Genomic DNA, 16,013 nt, shown 5'->3' on the forward strand with positions numbered 1-16,013 from the left:
GCACGCCACGCTTGCCCTGTCCATACCCCAAGCGCATAGTGGGGCCGCCGGCGACTGGCCGGTCGGCAAAAAGGCATGGGGGTGCCGTTATGTCGCGAGTCAATTCTTTCAGCACGCCAGGCTCGGTCCCGAGCGCAGCGGCGGCCCAATCCAGGCCATTCGTCTTCCGGTCTCCAACCTCACTCGGCAATGGGGTCCGCGGCGTGGTCGCGGCCTTCGTCCTGCTCACGCTGGCGGTACTTGGCGTGATGGCCTACGGGCTGCAACTGCTCCAGCAGGGCATCGACAGCGGGATCACCACGGCATTGCAGGACAAGCTGGCGGGGGCCGGCTGGCTGCAACTGAACCTGTTCCGCCTGCAACTGGTGCTGATGCTGGCCTGCTACATCTGGGCCGGCTGCTGGATCTACCGGGTGGCGTGCAACGTCCGCGCGCTCGGCGCCAAGGGCCTGGACGACTCGCCCGGCTGGGCGGTGGGCTGGTATGCGGTGCCGGTCATGAACCTGGTGCGGCCGATGCGGGCGATGACCCAGGTCTGGCTGGCCTCCCAGGCGCCGGCGCGCTGGCAGAAGCTCGGTACGCCGCGGCTGCTGGGCGTCTGGTGGGGCTTTTGGATCGCCGGCAACCTGTCCTACTGGTTCGTCACGCAGTACCTGCGGCCGGAGCACACCTTCGAAGGGCTGCACACCCAGCAGATGCTGCTGCTCTGCGGGCAGGCGTTGAACCTGGCGGCCGCTGCGCTGTTCCTGCTCGTCGTTTCGCGCATTGGCCGCATGCAGGTCGAAGAGCACGAGCGCCAGCAGGCGGCGCCCGCCGCGCGCACGCCCTCGCTGGCCGACGCCTTCGTCGCCTAGCCGGTCCGTCCACGACGCGGCCGAACCTGGCCCCGGCCCGCACGAGACGGGGCTTTCGGCTGCCTGCGCCGGATACGGCTTGGGGCGATCACGCGCGCCCCGTACAATCGCAGGCTTACCTTCCATGACGCGCGCGCCGCACGGCGCGCCATCGCGAGCCTCCGATGGAAAAGAGTTTCGAGCCCGGCCAGATCGAATCGAAGTGGTACGCCCACTGGGAAGACCGCAGGGCGTTCCGGCCTTCGGGCAAGGGCGAGCCCTACTGCATCCTGCTGCCGCCGCCGAACGTGACCGGCACGCTGCACATGGGCCACGCGTTCCAGCAGACGGTGATGGACATGCTGATCCGCTACCAGCGCATGCGCGGCATGAACACGCTGTGGCAGGTGGGCACCGACCACGCCGGCATCGCGACGCAGAAGATCGTCGAGAACCAGCTGGCTGCCGAGGGCAAGAGCCGCCACGACCTCGGCCGCGAGCCGTTCGTCGAGCGCGTGTGGCAATGGAAGGAGGAGTCCGGCTCGACCATCACCAACCAGATGCGCCGTCTGGGCGTGGCCGCCGACTGGTCGCGCGAGCGCTTCACCATGGACGAGGGTCTCTCGGCCGCGGTGCGCAAGGTGTTCGTGCAGTGGTATCGCGACGGCCTGATCTACCGCGGCAACCGGCTGGTGAACTGGGATCCGGCGCTGGGCACGGCGGTGTCGGATCTTGAGGTCAACAACGTCGAGCGCGACGGCCACATGTGGTCGATCCGCTACATGACCGCCGACGGCGCGGGCTCGGTGGTGGTCGCCACCACGCGTCCGGAAACCATGCTCGGGGACGTGGCGGTGGCGGTGCATCCCGAAGACGAGCGCTATGCGCACCTGGTCGGCTCGATGCTGCGCCTGCCGCTGACCGGCCGCGAGATCCCGGTGATCGCCGACGACTACGTCGACCGCGAGTTCGGCACCGGCTGCGTGAAGATCACCCCGGCGCACGACTTCAACGACTACGCGATCGGCCAGCGCCACAGGCTCGAGCCGATCAACATCTTCACGCTGGACGCAAAGGTCAACGACAACGCACCGGCGAAGTACCGCGGGCTGGACCGCTACGAGGCGCGCAAGGCGGTGCTGGCCGACCTGGAAGATGCCGGCCTGCTGGTCGAGACCAAGCCGCACAAGCTGCAGGTGCCGGTGAGCCAGCGCTCCGATGCGGTAATCGAGCCGATGCTGACCGACCAGTGGTTCGTCGACCTCACTTCCGAGGTGCTGGCCGACGGCCGTCCCGGCGGTCGCACCGCGATCACCGAGCCGGCACTGGAGGCCGTACGTTCGGGCGCGATCCGCTTCGTGCCGGAGAACTGGACCACCACCTATACGCAGTGGCTGGACAACATCCAGGACTGGTGCATCAGCCGTCAGCTCTGGTGGGGCCACCGCATTCCGGCGTGGTACGACGAGGCGGGCAACATCTTCGTCGGCGAGGACGAGCAGGACGCGCGCCGGCACGCCGCCACCGCGCCGGTCGGCGCCTTGCGCCAGGACGAGGACGTGCTCGACACCTGGTTCTCCTCCGCGTTGTGGCCCTTCTCCACGCTGGGCTGGCCGATGCAGGGACCGGTGAAGAACGAGCGCGGCGAAGTGGTCGCCAACTGGGAACAGGACAAGCTGTTCCTGCCCAGCGCGGTACTGGTCACCGGCTTCGACATCATCTTCTTCTGGGTCGCGCGCATGGTGATGGCGACCCTCTATTTCACCAAGCAGGTGCCCTTCCGCGAGGTCTACATCAACGCCATCGTGCGCGACGCCGAGGGCCAGAAGATGTCCAAGTCCAAGGGCAACACGCTGGACCCGCTGGACCTCATCGATGGTATCGACCTCGAGCCGCTGGTGGAGAAATCCACCCGCTCGCTGCTGATCCCGCAGGTGCGCGAGAAAGTCGAGAAGCGCATCCGCAAGGACTACCCGCAAGGCATTCCCGCGATCGGCACCGACGCGCTGCGCTTCACCTTCGCCGCGCTGGCCAGCTACAGCAGGACAATCAACTTCGACATCAAGCGCGCCGAGGGCTACAAGGCGTTCTGCAACAAGCTGTGGAACGCGGCGCGGTTCGTGCTGATGAACCTGCCCGAGGGCCCGGTCGACGCACCCGCTGGTGCGCCAGCGACCGAGGCGGAGCGATGGATCCTCACGCGCCTCGGGCAGACGCTGACCGAGGTCGAGGAGCACTTCGCCACCTACCGCTTCGACCTGCTCGCGCAGGCGCTCTACGAGTTCGTGTGGAACGAGTACTGCGACTGGTTCCTGGAGCTGTCCAAGCCGGCGTTGAATGGCGAGGATGCGGCCGCCGCGGCCTCCGCCCGCCACACCCTGCTGGTGGTGCTGGAAACCGTGCTGCGCGCACTGCACCCGATCGTTCCGTTCATCACCGAGGAGATCTGGCAGGCGGTGGCGCCGCGGCTGGGCATCCAGGCGCAGGACATCATGGAACGGCCATGGCCGAAGGCCGGCGAGCGGACGACCGACGAGGCGGCGAGCGCCGAAATCGAGTGGGTCAAGGCGGTGCTCTCGGGCATCCGGCGCATCCGCTCGGAGATGAACATCGCGCCCGGCAAGACCATCCCCTTGCTGCTCGCAGACGGCGACGCCGCCGATCGCACACGCGCGGCCAAGTTCGCGGCGCAGATCGCCTTCCTCGCGCGCACGGAACCGGCACAGTGGATCGAGCCCGGTGCGGAGGAGCCGGCCGCGGCCGCGGCGGTGGTCGGCAGCCTGCGCGTGCTGATCCCGCTGGCCGGGTTGATCGACCTTTCCGCCGAGAAGGTGCGCCTGGCCAAGGAGATCGCGCGCATCGAGGGCGAGATCCGGAAGTGCGAAGGCAAGCTGGGCAATGCCAACTTCGTGGCCAACGCGCCGACGGAGGTGGTGGCGCAGGAACGCCAGCGCATCGTCGACTGGGGCACGCAGTTGGAAGCGTTGCGGGAACAGGCGCGGAAGCTGGGCTGATTCCAGGCGGGCTCGCCCGGTTTCCAGCGAGCCCTCTGCCCTCTCCCGCCGGGAGAGAGCAAATCAGTCGAGCGCCATCACGATCGCGTCCTCGCGTCCGCCCTTGGCCGGGTAGTAACGCGGGCGGCGGCCGATCTCCTTGAAGCCGACCGAGGCGTACAACTGCTGCGCCACAGGGTTCGACGGGCGCACCTCGAGGAACACACGCTCGGCACCGCTCCAGCGCGCCACGTCGAGCAGGCGGCCGAGCAGATGCCGGCCCAGGCCGCGGCCGCGCCAGTCGGGGCCGATACAGAGGTTGAGCACGTGCGCCTCGCCGGCGGCGACCGAGAGGATGCCGTAGCCGGCGACCTCGCCGTCGCTGCACAGTACCCAGCACGGATGCCCGGCCTTCAGGCAATCGCCGAAGATGCCGGCCGACCAGGGAAAGTCGTAGGAGGCGGTCTCGAGCGCGGCGACCGCGGGCAGGTCCTCCCGGCGCATCGCGCGGATCTCGACGCGAGGGCGGGCCACCGCGACCATCACGCGCCCCCGGGCACCGCCAACGCACGCCGCAACTGGCGCAGCGCAGTCCACAGCCCGCGCTTGGCGGCACCACTGGCGAGCACCTGCTGCGGCTCGTCGGCCAGCACGATCTGCGCCTGGTTCATCACCGCCGCGGGCAGTTCGCGCCCCAGCGCGTGCGCCTGCGCCTGGCCGAACACCAGGTAGGCGCGCACCGGCGGCACGGCGCCGCCTGGGCGTCCATCCTTGACCAGGATGCGGCCGGCGCGCGCCAGCTCGGGGCCGTACGCGACCAGCGCGCGGCCGAGCAGGTCCAGCTCACGCGCGGCACAGCCTTCCGGCAGCACCACCACGCAGGACGCTGCCGGAACGACCGCTGCCGGCGCCGATTCGACCGGATGCTCCGTCGCGGCCACGTTCGCGCGGCGGACCCACGGCGTGACGCCGAGCGCCTGCAGCATCCGCGTGCGCCGCGAAGGATTCCCGCGGCTGGCCGGCGCCGCACTCATGGCTTGGCGCGACGGATCCGGCGACGGTGCGCGGCGCGGCCCCAGAGCGTCACCACCGGCCCGGACAGCAGGTACAGCGTGAACACCACGAACAGCACCCGCGGCGGATCGATCAGGAACGGCACCAGCACCAGCACGGCCACCAACACCCACAGGAACGGCACGCGGTCGCGCTCGCCCATCGGCAACGACTTGAAGCTGTAGTAACGGAAGCGGCTGACCATCAGCAGGCCCACCACCACCGCGATGACCAGGGTGACGAAGCACAGTTCGGTGCCGGGTACCTGGAACTTCTCCATGGTCCACACGAACGACATGCACACGGCCGCCGCCGCCGGACTGGCCAGGCCCTGGAAATAACGCTTGTCGATCACCCCGACCTGGGTGTTGAAGCGGGCCAGGCGCAGCGCCGCGCAGGCGGCGTAGAGGAAGGCCGCGGCCCAGCCGATCTTGCCCCACACCGGCCCGAAGTCGCGCAGCGAGGACAGCGACCAGTTGTACATCACCAGCGACGGCGCCAGGCCGAAGCTGACCAGGTCCGACAACGAGTCGTACTGCACGCCGAACTCGCTCTGCGTGCCGGTCAGGCGCGCCACGCGGCCGTCCATGCCGTCCAGCACGGCGGCCACGAACACGGCGATCGCCGCCTCGGTGAAACGTCCGCCGATGCTCGCCACGATGGCGTAGTAGCCGGCGAACATGGCCGCCGTGGTGAACAGGTTCGGCAGCAGGTAGATGCCCCGGTGGCGGGGCGTGCGGACTGGCGGGTGCTCGCTCATGCAACGATCCGTGACGGAATGCGCGAGAGTGTAAACCATCGTCCGTCAACGGCCGTCCCATGCTTGAGTCCGGCCGTGCGGAGTGTTAACTAGTGCCGGGGCCTCACGCCCCAGGAGAATCCCATGCGCCGCCTGCCCCTCGCCCTCGTGTTGCTGCTGCTCGCACCGGCGGTCGCCGCGCAGGTGTACAAATGGACCGACTCCCACGGCACCGTGCACTACTCCGAGACCCCGCCGCCGCAGGGCACGCAGTACAAGCGCATCGACACCAACGGCATGGAACAGCCGGCGGCGTCGACTCCGGCCAAGGCGACCGCCCCGGCCGCGACCACGGCAACGCCGGCCTCCGCCAACACCGGCGGGATGCCCAATACGCCGGAAAACCGCGCCAAGCTGTGCAGCTCACTGAAAGCCAACCTGGACCTGCTCAAGGGCCAGGACAACGTGACGCTGGAAGAAGGCGGCAAGTCCGTCCCGCTGGACGAGACCCAGCGCAGCCAGCAGACCGCGCTGGCCGAACAGCAATACAAGCAGTTCTGCAGCCAATAGGCCCCTGCACGGCGCGTAAGCCGGTGGTGGCCAACGTATAATCGGCCTCTTTGCCCCCCGGATTACCGCCATGCGCCTCAGCCAATTCCACCTGGCCACCGTCAAGGAAGTCCCCGCCGACGCCGAACTCACCAGCCATCGGCTGATGCTGCGCGCCGGCATGATCCGCAAGCTCGCATCCGGCCTGTACACCTGGTCGCCGCTGGGCCTGCGCGTGCTGCGCAAGGTGGAAAACGTGGTGCGCGAGGAAATGGATCGCGCCGGCGCGATGGAAATGCTGATGCCCGCGGTGCAGCCGAAAGAGTTGTGGAAGGAAACCGGCCGCTGGGACAAGTTCGGCAGCGAATTGCTGAAGATCCGCGACCGCAAGGAACAGGAATTCGTCTTCGGCCCGACCCACGAGGAAGTCATTACCGACTTCGCCCGCAACGAGCTGAAAAGCTACAAGCAGCTGCCGATCAACTTCTACCAGATCCAGACCAAGTTCCGCGACGAGATCCGGCCGCGCTTCGGCGTGATGCGCGCGCGCGAATTCCTGATGAAGGACGCCTATTCCTTCCACCTGTCGCCCGAGTCGCTCAACGAAACCTACGAGGCGATGTACCAGGCGTACTCGCGCATTTTCGACCGGCTGGGACTGACATTCCGCGCCGTGCAGGCAGACACCGGCGCCATCGGCGGCAATGCCAGCCATGAATTCCAGGTGCTGGCCGATTCGGGCGAGGACGCGATCGCGTTTTCCGACGGTTCCGATTACGCAGCCAATATCGAAAAGGCCGAAGCGCTGGCGCCGACGGGCGGCCGGCCCGCTCCGCAGGCGCCGCTGAAGCGCGTGGATACGCCCACGCAGAAAACCATCGCAGAGGTCAGCGCCTTTCTCGGCGTATCGCCGCAGCAATGCGTCAAGACGCTGCTGGTGCGCGGGCGCGATGGACTGGTTGCGCTGTGCCTGCGCGGCGACCACGAGATCAACGAAGTGAAGGCCGGCAAGCTGGCCGAACTGCCCGACGCCTCGGTGCTGGCTTCGGAAGAAGAGATCCTTGCCGCCACCGGTACGCGGCCCGGCTTCATCGGTCCGGTCGGTCTGCCTGACGGCATCCCGGTGATCGTCGACCGTAGTGCCGCGGTGCTTGCCGATTTCGTCTGCGGCGGCAACGCCGACCGCACCCATTACAGCGGCGCCAACTGGGAACGCGATGCACGCATCACCCGCGTGGAGGACATCCGCCAGGTGGTCGAGGGCGATCCTTCGCCCGATGGCCACGGCACGCTGCGCATCGCCCGCGGCATCGAGGTGGGACACATTTTCCAGCTCGGGCCCAAATACGCCGAAGCGCTGGGTGCGACGGTGCTCGACGACCAGGGCAAGGCGCAGGTGATGATGATGGGCTGCTACGGCGTCGGCGTCAGCCGCATCGTGGCGGCCGCGATCGAACAGTCCCACGACGAGGCCGGGATTATCTGGCCCGAAGCGATGGCGCCCTGGCGCGTGGCCGTGTGCATCATCAATCCAAAGAACCTGCCCGAGGTACGCGACGCTGCCGAGGCGCTTTACCGCAAGCTGGAAAACCACGGCATCGAAACGGTACTGGACGATCGCGGCCTGCGGCCCGGCCAGATGTTTGCCGATCTAGAATTGATCGGCATTCCGCATCGCGTGGTGGTAAGCGAGCGGGGCCTGGCAGGCGGCACGCTCGAATACCGCCGTCGCGGCGAAACTGAAAACCGCGCCATTACCGAGGACGAATTGTTCACGCTGCTGGCGTGAAAGTAAGTCGCGAATTGGTCGTTGCACGTAATTACTGTGCAGCCCAGTTTGGCAATCGGGCCTGGCTGGTTTATGCGGTGGATCGCATTATTCGGTCGCCGCGGGATAATCGGCCTTTTGCAATTGCACCCGCCACTGGGCGAGAATACTTCCCGAAACGGAAGCACCGCTCTCAGTGACGAGAGGCGACACACATAATCGAAAGACTTATCCGGGAGCCCACGCATGGCAGTCGACATCAAGAACCTCAATCACAACCAGCTCAATGAACTGATCAGCAAGGCGCAGACGCGCCAGAACGAGCTGCGCAAGGAGAAGGTCGCCAAGCTGCGCGAGAAGATCCACGCCATGGTCAAGGCCGAAGGCTTCGCCATGGAGGACGTTTTCGGAGGCACCCGCAAGGCCCGCCGCAGCACCGGCACGGTGGCGCCGAAGTATCGCAACCCGGCCAACCCCGAACAGACCTGGTCCGGCCGCGGCAAGCGTCCGCGCTGGTTCAACGATGCGCTGAAGGCCGGCAAGAAGGAAAAGGATCTGGCGATCTGATCCGGCCGCTGCCATGAAACGGAAAACACCGGCCTCGTGCCGGTGTTTTTTTGCCTGGGTGGACGTAAAGCGAAAAGCCGATTTCCCGACGAATCCCGGCCCCTCACCCGGGCCCTCTCCCCGCAGAGGAGAGGGGGAAAGAAGGATCAGGCGGCGGTGCCGCCGACGGTCATGCCGTCGATCTTCAGGGTCGGCTGGCCCACGCCGACGGGCACGCTCTGGCCGTCCTTGCCGCATACGCCGATACCCTCGTCCAGCTTCAGGTCGTTGCCGATCATGGACACGCGGGTGAGCACCTCGGGACCGGCGCCGATCAGCGTGGCGCCCTTCACCGGCGCGGTGAGCTTGCCGTCCTCGATCAGGTAGGCCTCGCTGGCGGAGAACACGAACTTGCCGCTGGTGATGTCGACCTGGCCGCCGCCGAAGTTGACGGCGTAGAGGCCGCGCTTGACCGAGGCGATGATCTCGGCCGGGTCACGCGAGCCGGCACGCATGTAGGTATTGGTCATGCGCGGCATCGGCAGTTGCGCGAAGGATTCGCGGCGGCCATTGCCCGTCGGCTTCATGCCCATCAGGCGCGCGTTCAACTTGTCCTGCATGTAGCCGGTGAGGATGCCGTCCTCGATCAGCGTGGTGCACTCCGTGGGCGTGCCCTCGTCGTCCACGCTGAGCGAGCCGCGGCGGTTGGGCAGCGTGCCGTCGTCGACCACGGTCACGCCCGGCGCGGCCACGCGCTGGCCGAGGCGCCCGGCGAAGGCGGAGCTGCCCTTGCGGTTGAAGTCGCCTTCCAGCCCATGGCCGATCGCCTCGTGCAGCAGCACGCCGGGCCAGCCCGGGCCGAGCACCACGGTCATCTGCCCGGCCGGTGCATCGACCGAGTCCAGGTTGACCAGCGCCTGGCGTACCGCCTCGTCGGCGAAGGCCAGCGCGCGGCCGTTCTCGATCAGTTCGCGGTAGCCATAGCGGCCGCCACCGCCGCCGCTGCCCTGCTCACGGCGGCCGCCGGATTCGGCGATTACCTGCACGTTCAGGCGCACCAGCGGGCGCACGTCCGCCGCCAGGGTGCCGTCGGCGCCGGCCACCAGCACGGTGTCCATGGTCGCCGCCAGGCTCACGATCACCTGCTTGACGCGCGGGTCGCGCGAGCGCGCATAGGCGTCGACCTCGCGCAGCAGCGCGATCTTGTCCGGATTGGGCAGGCTCTCGACCGGATCGAGCGCCGGATAGAGCGCTCGCGCGCCGTTGAGCGCCAGCGGCTTGCCTGCGCCGTGTCCGCCCTGGGCGATCGCGCGCGCGGCCCTGGAGGCCTCCAGCAATTGCGGCAGCACGATCTCGTCCGAGTAGGCGAAGCCGGTCTTCTCGCCGCTGATCGCACGCACGCCCACGCCCTGCTCGATCGAATGGCTGCCGTCCTTGACGATGCCCTCCTCCAGCAGCCACGACTCGCTGCGCGAATGCTGGAAGTACAGGTCGGCAGCGTCGATGGACGGCCCCATCAGTTGCGCGAACACGCGCTCCAGGTCGGTGGTGGCGAGGCCGCCGGGGGCCAGCAGCTTGTTCTCGACGTGCGTGATCAGGGATTCCATCGTCAACCCATGGCAATGCGGCAATTTCAGGTAATGGTGGCGCGCGGCGCCCGATTCAACGCATCGTCCGACGGCAGACAGGTCAAGCGGGGGACCTGAATCTGGTCTCGTCGGAGCTGCGGACCGGATCCGCCGGCCCGCGAGCATCGCAGATTCGACGTCGCGACGTCCCGATGGGCATCTCGAAAGTTACCTCGGCGACCAGGCGCGGCTGTGGTACCTTCACCAGCCCTCCACGTTGACCGGCTAGTGCGCGCGAGGCATACGCGCCCTGCGACCGGTGAGCCCGGCCGCAGCCGGGTTATGGTTCGCGCGCAGTGCCGGCCAGGAACGGCCGGTGCGCTATCGCGGCGAGGAACTGGAAGTTGCGGGATGCGCCTCGCGCGGCGGCGGGGTAGTGGCCGGCGGCGGCGCACTGGCGGGCGCGGCAGGCGCGGCAGGCGCGGCGGGCAATTCGTGTTTCTCGACCAGCGTGAACACCGGCTTTTCCCAACTGCCGCTGACGTGATAGCGCGCGCTGGCGGCCTTGTTCAGGCCCTTGCCGAGCAGCCCCTGCACCGCGAAACCGGCGGCCGCGCCGACCGGCCCGGCGACCACCGCGCCGACCACCGGCAGGCTGTTGCCCACGTGCGGCATCACGTAGACCTGCTGGTCGTAGTCGCGCGCACGCAGGCCGGTGCGCCCGCTGATGTCGATGTCCGCGGCCGGGCCGCGGATCTTCAGGTTGTCGGTGGTGGCGTTGCCGTCGGCGAAGCGGAAGTCGCCCTTGATCGAATCGAACGCCAGGCCCTTGCCGAACACGTCGCCGAAGTCGAGCGTGAGCCGGCGCGGCAATTCGGCCACCGAGACCAGGCCGAACAGGCGCCCCACGCCCGGGCCGACCTCGGGGATGCGGCCGTGGCTCACGTCCACGCCGAGCGTGCCGTCCATCGTGGCCAGCGCGAACGAGGTCGGCGCGCCCGGCCAGCGCGCGTCGAGCAGGGCGTGGGTCTTGCCTCCGCTGAACAGGCCCTCGTAGCCGAACGCGGTGAGCATGCTGCCCAGGTTCTGCGCGGCGAAGTCGATGCGCATGTGCGTGTGGCTGTCCTGCGCATTGCCGTTCCAGTCGCCGCCGGCGTTGAGCTGCACGCTCTTGGACAGCGCGCGCAGCTGGTCGATGTGCATGCCTTGCGCGGTCGGCCAGGTTTCCAGCCGCGCTTCGCCGAGCCTGGCGGCGCCCAGCCGCAGGTCGCCGATCCACAGATGGAAGGGCGGCAGCGACGCAGGATCGATCCCGGTAGCGGCGGGATTGGCCGGTATCTCGTCCGCCGCCGCCACGCTTGCCGCTGGCGGTGCTGCGGGCGTGATGCCCTTGGCTTGCCCGTCCGTCGCAGGTTTGCCCGTGGCGACCTGCGCTCCCGCCTGCGGCCAGTACAGGCGCTGCAGGCGCGCCGTGATGCCGCGCTTGCGCAGGTCCGTGGCCGGCACGTCCACATGGCCGGCCAGCGCCGGGCTGTCGGCGTCGATGGAGAGCACGTCCGGCTTCGGCACGGCCCTGATGTGCATGCTGGGAAAATCGTGTTCGAACACCAGCGCGCGGTCGGCGCTCGCGTCGATGCTCTCCAGACCGGGGCCGCCATCGCTGCTGCCGGCGACTGCGTGCTGCACCCAGCCGGAGACGTCCAGCGCCGCGGCATGGCCGCGGATGCGCAGGCCCTTGTCCGGCAGGCTGTCGGGCATGCTGCTGCCGAAGGCGATGGTCGCCGCCAGCGGCTGGGTGTCGCCCGCCGGCAGGCGGAAGCGCGCGCGCATCACCTCGCCCAGCGCCACCTCCAGGCTGGCGCCATCGACCGGCACGCCAAGGGTCAGATGCAGCGGGAGCGTGCCATCGGCAGGCTTGGACAGTGGCACCGGCAGCTTCAACGCGGTGCCCGCGAGCGTGCTGTCGGCGCTGAAGGTCTGTACCAGCGCATCGCCGCTGCCGTGGGCGATGTCGAAACCGAGCGTGTAATCGCTGCGCCCCTCGGCGGCCTTGCCCAGCCAGTCCAGTTGCGGGAAGTCCTGCACCAGTTCGCTGATGGCGTAGCTGCCCTGCAGCCGCGCCGAGAGCACGGTATCCGGCTGGCCGGTGGCATCGGCGATCGCCAGGTCCAGCGTCGAAGGCTGGCTGCGGAAGCTGCCGGTGAGCGGTCCGGCGTGCACGCCGTGGGCATCGAAGGTGGCCGGCCCGGCCAGCTTGCCAAGCGCGAGCTTCCACTCGGGCGCATTCACGTCCATGTCCTGCAACTGCGCGCTGCCGTCCAGCCGCATCGCCTCGGCGTCCTTCACCGGCAGCGACAGGTGGAAGTCGAAAGCGCCGTTGCCGCCCAGGCGCAGCTTGGCCAATGTATCGGCCTCGCGGCGGGCGATCGGGCTCTGCTGCAGGAACTTGAGCAGGCTGGCGCCGCTGCCGCTGCCCTGCACGTTGAGGTCGAGCACGGTGTCGGAGAAATCGGGGATCAGCGCGACGGCATGGTCGAGCTTGATGCCGAGCGCATCGCCCCCGCTGGCCTCGGCCAGCATGCCGTTGCCGACGAAGCTGGCCTCCACCGCGAGATCCTTGGCCTGCGGCCACGCCTCACCATAGTCGAAGGTCAACCCGCTGATCCGCGCATGCGCCTCGAAGCGGCCTTCGTTGTGGCGGAACGGCCAGTCGGCCAGGCTGCCGCGCACGACCAGGTCGCCCTCCTCCACCGTGCCCGCGACCAGCGCGCGGTCCAGCCACTCGATCGCATGGGGCGACATCGAGTGGACCGGCCAGAACAGCTTGGCGGCGGGCACCTGCGCGTGGTCGACGTGCGCATAGAGATCGAGGAACGGCCGTCCGCCGCCGTCGGGCAGGCCGACGGTGCCGCGCGCGCTCCCCGCGAAACCCTCGCCCTCGAAGGCCAGCGGGTCGACGCCGACCTGCCAGGCGCCGTCGGCGTGCCAGGCCGCCACGGTGGCGGCCAGCCGCGACAGCGCGAACGGCTTGCGGAAGCCGGGCGTCAGGTCGATCACGGTGGCCTGCGCCGGCAGCTCGAGCGCGAACCCATGCGCATCCCCGCGCAGTTCGCCATCGAGGCGGCTGACACCCGGCAGCTTGCCGACCGCATCGATGCCGGCATCGGCGAACGCTGCCTGCAGGTGCTGCACGCCATCCGCGCGCGACCACTGCAGCGAGGCCTGCGTGAGCCGCATGCGCGGGTGCCCACCGCCCAGCCAGGCGCCGAGCGCGGGCGACAGGCCCGGCTTGAGCGCCAGCCACGGCAGCAGCGGCGCGAGATCCAGGTTGCGCGCGGCCAGCGCCGCGCGCAGTTGTCCGTCGGGCTGGTGCAGGGCCAGCGCCAGCGCGCCACCGTCGGTGGCGGCATAGCGCACGTCGTAGCCGTCGGCTCGCTGGCTGATGCCGGCCAGGCCACGCAGGGCCGGCACGCGGGTGGTTCCCGCCGGGCCCTCGATCGCGAGGCCGGCAAGGTCGAAGCGCAGCGTGGCGCGCACCAGCCTGCGGTCTTTCCAGTCCAGCCAGGCGGCCAGGTTGCCGGTGCCGCTTTTGGCCGTATAGCCGTCCAGCGCCACGTCGCCGAGCAGCGTGCGAAGGTCGAGCCGGTCCCCGGCCAGCCACAGGCGCCCTTCGCTGCCGTCCTCGCGGAAGCTGCCGGCGCCGTGCCACTGGCCGCTGGCGCCCTCGCGCTGCAGCACCACGCCGAAACGCACGCGGTTGCCCTGCCGGCTCAGCCGTAGCTGGTCGGCCAGCACCGCATAGCGGCGGCCGCTGGCCTCGTCGGTGACGATCAGGCGCAGGTCGCGCAGCCACAGGCCCAGCGAGACCGGGCCCATCGAGAAGTCCTGGCGCGCGCCGCCCTCGGGCCCGCCGATCCCGTTGACGTGCCAGCGGCCCTGGGCGTCGTGGCTAAGGTCCAGCTCCAGCCCGCGCGCGCGCAGGTCGAGCAGGTGCCGCGAGGGAAGCAGCCAGCTGCCGAAGTCGATCTTCAGCTCCGACTCGGGCAGGCGCAGCGGACTGCCGCCACCGGGGCCGGGGCCGATCGTCACGTCGCGCATCACGAACAGCGGACCGGAACCGCGCCAGTACCCCTCCAGCGAGGCGAAGCTGACCGGGCGGCGCAGGCGCTCCGAAAGCTGTGCGGCCACCCATTGCGGATGTCGCGCAAGCAACGGCAGCAGCAGCTGCGCCAGCGCCATCAGCACGGCCAGCGTGACCACCGCGATGCCTGCGCCCCAGCCGAGCGCGCGCAGTGCCAGGTGCATGCGCTGTCGCCAGCGCGCGTTCACCTCGTTCCGTCCCGGCCGGTGTTGCAGGCAATCCTTCGCTTACAGCAAGACCACATCGAATTGTTCCTGGGAGTAATGCTCTTCCGGCTGGAAGCGTATGCTCTTGGAGATGAACTCCTCCAGTTCGGCGACCGCCGCGGATTCCTCTTCCAGGATGCGCGAGACGACCTTGGGGCTGGCCATCACCAGCAGCTTTTCGGCGTTGAACTGGCGCACCGCGCGGGTGATCTCGCGGAAGATCTCGTAGGTCACCGTCTCGGCGGTCTTGACGGTGCCGCGGCCGCCGCAGGCCGGGCACGGCTCGCACAGCTGGCGCTCCAGGCTCTCGGTGGTGCGCTTGCGGGTCATCTCCACCAGCCCCAGCGCCGACATCGGATAGACCGTGGTCTTGGCGTGGTCGCGCGCGAGACCCTTCTCCAGCATGCGGATGACCTGGCGCTTGTGCTCCTCATCGTTCATGTCGATGAAGTCGATGATGATGATGCCGCCCAGGTTGCGCAGCCGCAGTTGCCGCGCCGCCGCCTGCGCCGCCTCCAGGTTGGTGCGGTAGACGGTTTCTTCCAGGTTGCGCGTGCCCAGGTAACCGCCGGTGTTGACGTCGATCGTCGTCATCGCCTCGGTCTGGTCGACGATCAGGTAGCCGCCGGACTTCAGCGGCACTTCCTTCTTCATCGCGCGCTGGATCTCGTCCTCCACGCCGTACAGGTCGAAGATCGGCCGCTCGCCAGTGTAGTGCTCGATGCGGTCGTCCAGGCTCGGCATGAACTTGTGCACGAACTTGACCACTTTCTCGTGCGTCTCGCGCGAATCGACGCGCACCTTCTCGATGTCGTCGGTGAGCATGTCGCGCAGGCTGCGCAGCGGCAGCGAGAGTTCCTCGTAGACGCGCTCGCCGACTTTCGCCTTGGCGATGTTCTCCTGCACCACGCGCCAGACCTTGCTCAGGTAAGTCACGTCGAACGCCAGCGATTCGGCCGACTGCCCCTCGGCATTGGTGCGCACGATGTAACCCAGGCGGTTGTCCTCGCCGATCAGGCCGCCGAGCACGTCCTTCAGGCGCGCGCGCTCCTCTTCGTCCTCGATGCGCGCGGAGATGCCCAGCGTGCGCGCGTGCGGCAGCAGCACCAGGTACCGCGAAGGGATCGACAGATGGGTGGACAGCCGCGCGCCCTTGGTGCCGATCGGGTCCTTGACCACCTGCACCACGATCTCCTGGCCCTCGTGCACCAGCTCGCTGATCGAGGGCGTGGTGTGGCCGTTGCCGTGCGGCTCGGCGCCCTCGGGCAACGGCGGGCGCACGATGTCCGAGGCGTGCAGGAACGCCGCGCGCTCCAGCCCGATCTCCACGAACACCGCCTGCATGCCCGGCATCACCCGCTGCACGCGGCCCTTGTACACGTTGCCCACGTAGCCGCGGCGGGAGGCGCGCTCGACGTGCACCTCCTGCAGCATGCCGTTTTCGACCACGCCCACGCGGGTTTCACGGGGCGTCACGTTGATCAGGATCTCTTCGCTCACACCCACCCCCGTTGATCTGTGTCTTTATAGCGGGTGGGCGATGAAACTGTCGATGCGCCAGCACACGGGGCTCCGAGTGGCGTAGGGTGGGCTTCAGCCCACCGGCCCGGGACGGTG

The 16,013-nt window shown here is 68.8% G+C and carries 11 protein-coding genes; 5 read left to right on the forward strand and 6 right to left on the reverse strand.

Features of this window, described 5'->3' with window-relative positions:
* Positions 1 to 203: 203 nt before the first annotated feature.
* Both AAIL17_RS16885 and AAIL17_RS16890 read left to right on the forward strand, forming a co-directional pair.
* A complete protein-coding gene (locus AAIL17_RS16885; RefSeq protein WP_424684015.1) occupies positions 204 to 854 on the forward strand; it encodes a DUF4328 domain-containing protein in 651 nt (216 codons plus the stop codon).
* A 164-nt stretch (positions 855 to 1,018) separates the two neighbouring features.
* On the forward strand, positions 1,019 to 3,847 hold the full coding sequence (locus AAIL17_RS16890) for a valine--tRNA ligase (protein ID WP_424684016.1): 2,829 nt from the start codon (positions 1,019 to 1,021) through the stop codon (positions 3,845 to 3,847).
* Between the two features lie 63 nt (positions 3,848 to 3,910).
* Here the strand turns inward: AAIL17_RS16890 and rimI are convergent, their stop codons facing one another.
* From rimI to pssA, 3 genes are read right to left on the reverse strand one after another with little or no spacing between them, the layout of a single operon-like run.
* Positions 3,911 to 4,369 carry a ribosomal protein S18-alanine N-acetyltransferase gene (gene rimI, locus AAIL17_RS16895; protein WP_424684017.1) on the reverse strand — a complete coding sequence of 153 codons (459 nt, stop codon included), beginning with the start codon at positions 4,367 to 4,369 and terminating at the stop codon, positions 3,911 to 3,913.
* A complete protein-coding gene (locus AAIL17_RS16900) occupies positions 4,369 to 4,860 on the reverse strand; it encodes a hypothetical protein (RefSeq protein WP_424684018.1) in 492 nt (163 codons plus the stop codon). The genes rimI and AAIL17_RS16900 overlap by 1 nt, the downstream gene beginning before the upstream one ends.
* A complete protein-coding gene (gene pssA / locus AAIL17_RS16905; protein ID WP_424684019.1) occupies positions 4,857 to 5,639 on the reverse strand; it encodes a CDP-diacylglycerol--serine O-phosphatidyltransferase in 783 nt (260 codons plus the stop codon). The genes AAIL17_RS16900 and pssA overlap by 4 nt, the downstream gene beginning before the upstream one ends.
* Before the next feature lie 123 nt (positions 5,640 to 5,762).
* Between pssA and AAIL17_RS16910 the strand changes: the two genes are divergently transcribed.
* The 3 genes from AAIL17_RS16910 to AAIL17_RS16920 all read left to right on the forward strand — a co-directional run bounded on the left by AAIL17_RS16910 (position 5,763) and on the right by AAIL17_RS16920 (position 8,502).
* Positions 5,763 to 6,188: a DUF4124 domain-containing protein gene (locus tag AAIL17_RS16910; protein WP_424684020.1), complete on the forward strand. Its 426-nt coding sequence runs from the start codon at positions 5,763 to 5,765 to the stop codon at positions 6,186 to 6,188.
* Between the two features lie 70 nt (positions 6,189 to 6,258).
* Complete coding sequence (locus tag AAIL17_RS16915; RefSeq protein WP_424684021.1) at positions 6,259 to 7,956, forward strand: proline--tRNA ligase; 1,698 nt, start codon at positions 6,259 to 6,261, stop codon at positions 7,954 to 7,956.
* Between the two features lie 225 nt (positions 7,957 to 8,181).
* Entirely contained in the window at positions 8,182 to 8,502 is a 321-nt protein-coding gene (locus AAIL17_RS16920) for an H-NS family nucleoid-associated regulatory protein (protein ID WP_424684022.1), read from the forward strand.
* 146 nt (positions 8,503 to 8,648) lie between these two features.
* Here AAIL17_RS16920 and tldD read toward each other — a convergent pair whose 3' ends face one another.
* The 3 genes from tldD to rng all read right to left on the reverse strand — a co-directional run bounded on the left by tldD (position 8,649) and on the right by rng (position 15,896).
* Entirely contained in the window at positions 8,649 to 10,088 is a 1,440-nt protein-coding gene (gene tldD / locus AAIL17_RS16925; RefSeq protein ID WP_424684023.1) for a metalloprotease TldD, read from the reverse strand.
* Between the two features lie 342 nt (positions 10,089 to 10,430).
* Positions 10,431 to 14,354, reverse strand: coding sequence for a YhdP family protein (locus AAIL17_RS16930; protein ID WP_424684024.1), 3,924 nt, complete (start codon positions 14,352 to 14,354; stop codon positions 10,431 to 10,433).
* Between the two features lie 63 nt (positions 14,355 to 14,417).
* Entirely contained in the window at positions 14,418 to 15,896 is a 1,479-nt protein-coding gene (rng, locus tag AAIL17_RS16935; RefSeq protein ID WP_424684025.1) for a ribonuclease G, read from the reverse strand.
* Positions 15,897 to 16,013 lie beyond the last annotated feature (117 nt).

Source organism: Frateuria sp. YIM B11624, from assembly GCF_049727805.1.
Lineage (GTDB): Bacteria > Pseudomonadota > Gammaproteobacteria > Xanthomonadales > Rhodanobacteraceae > Frateuria_A.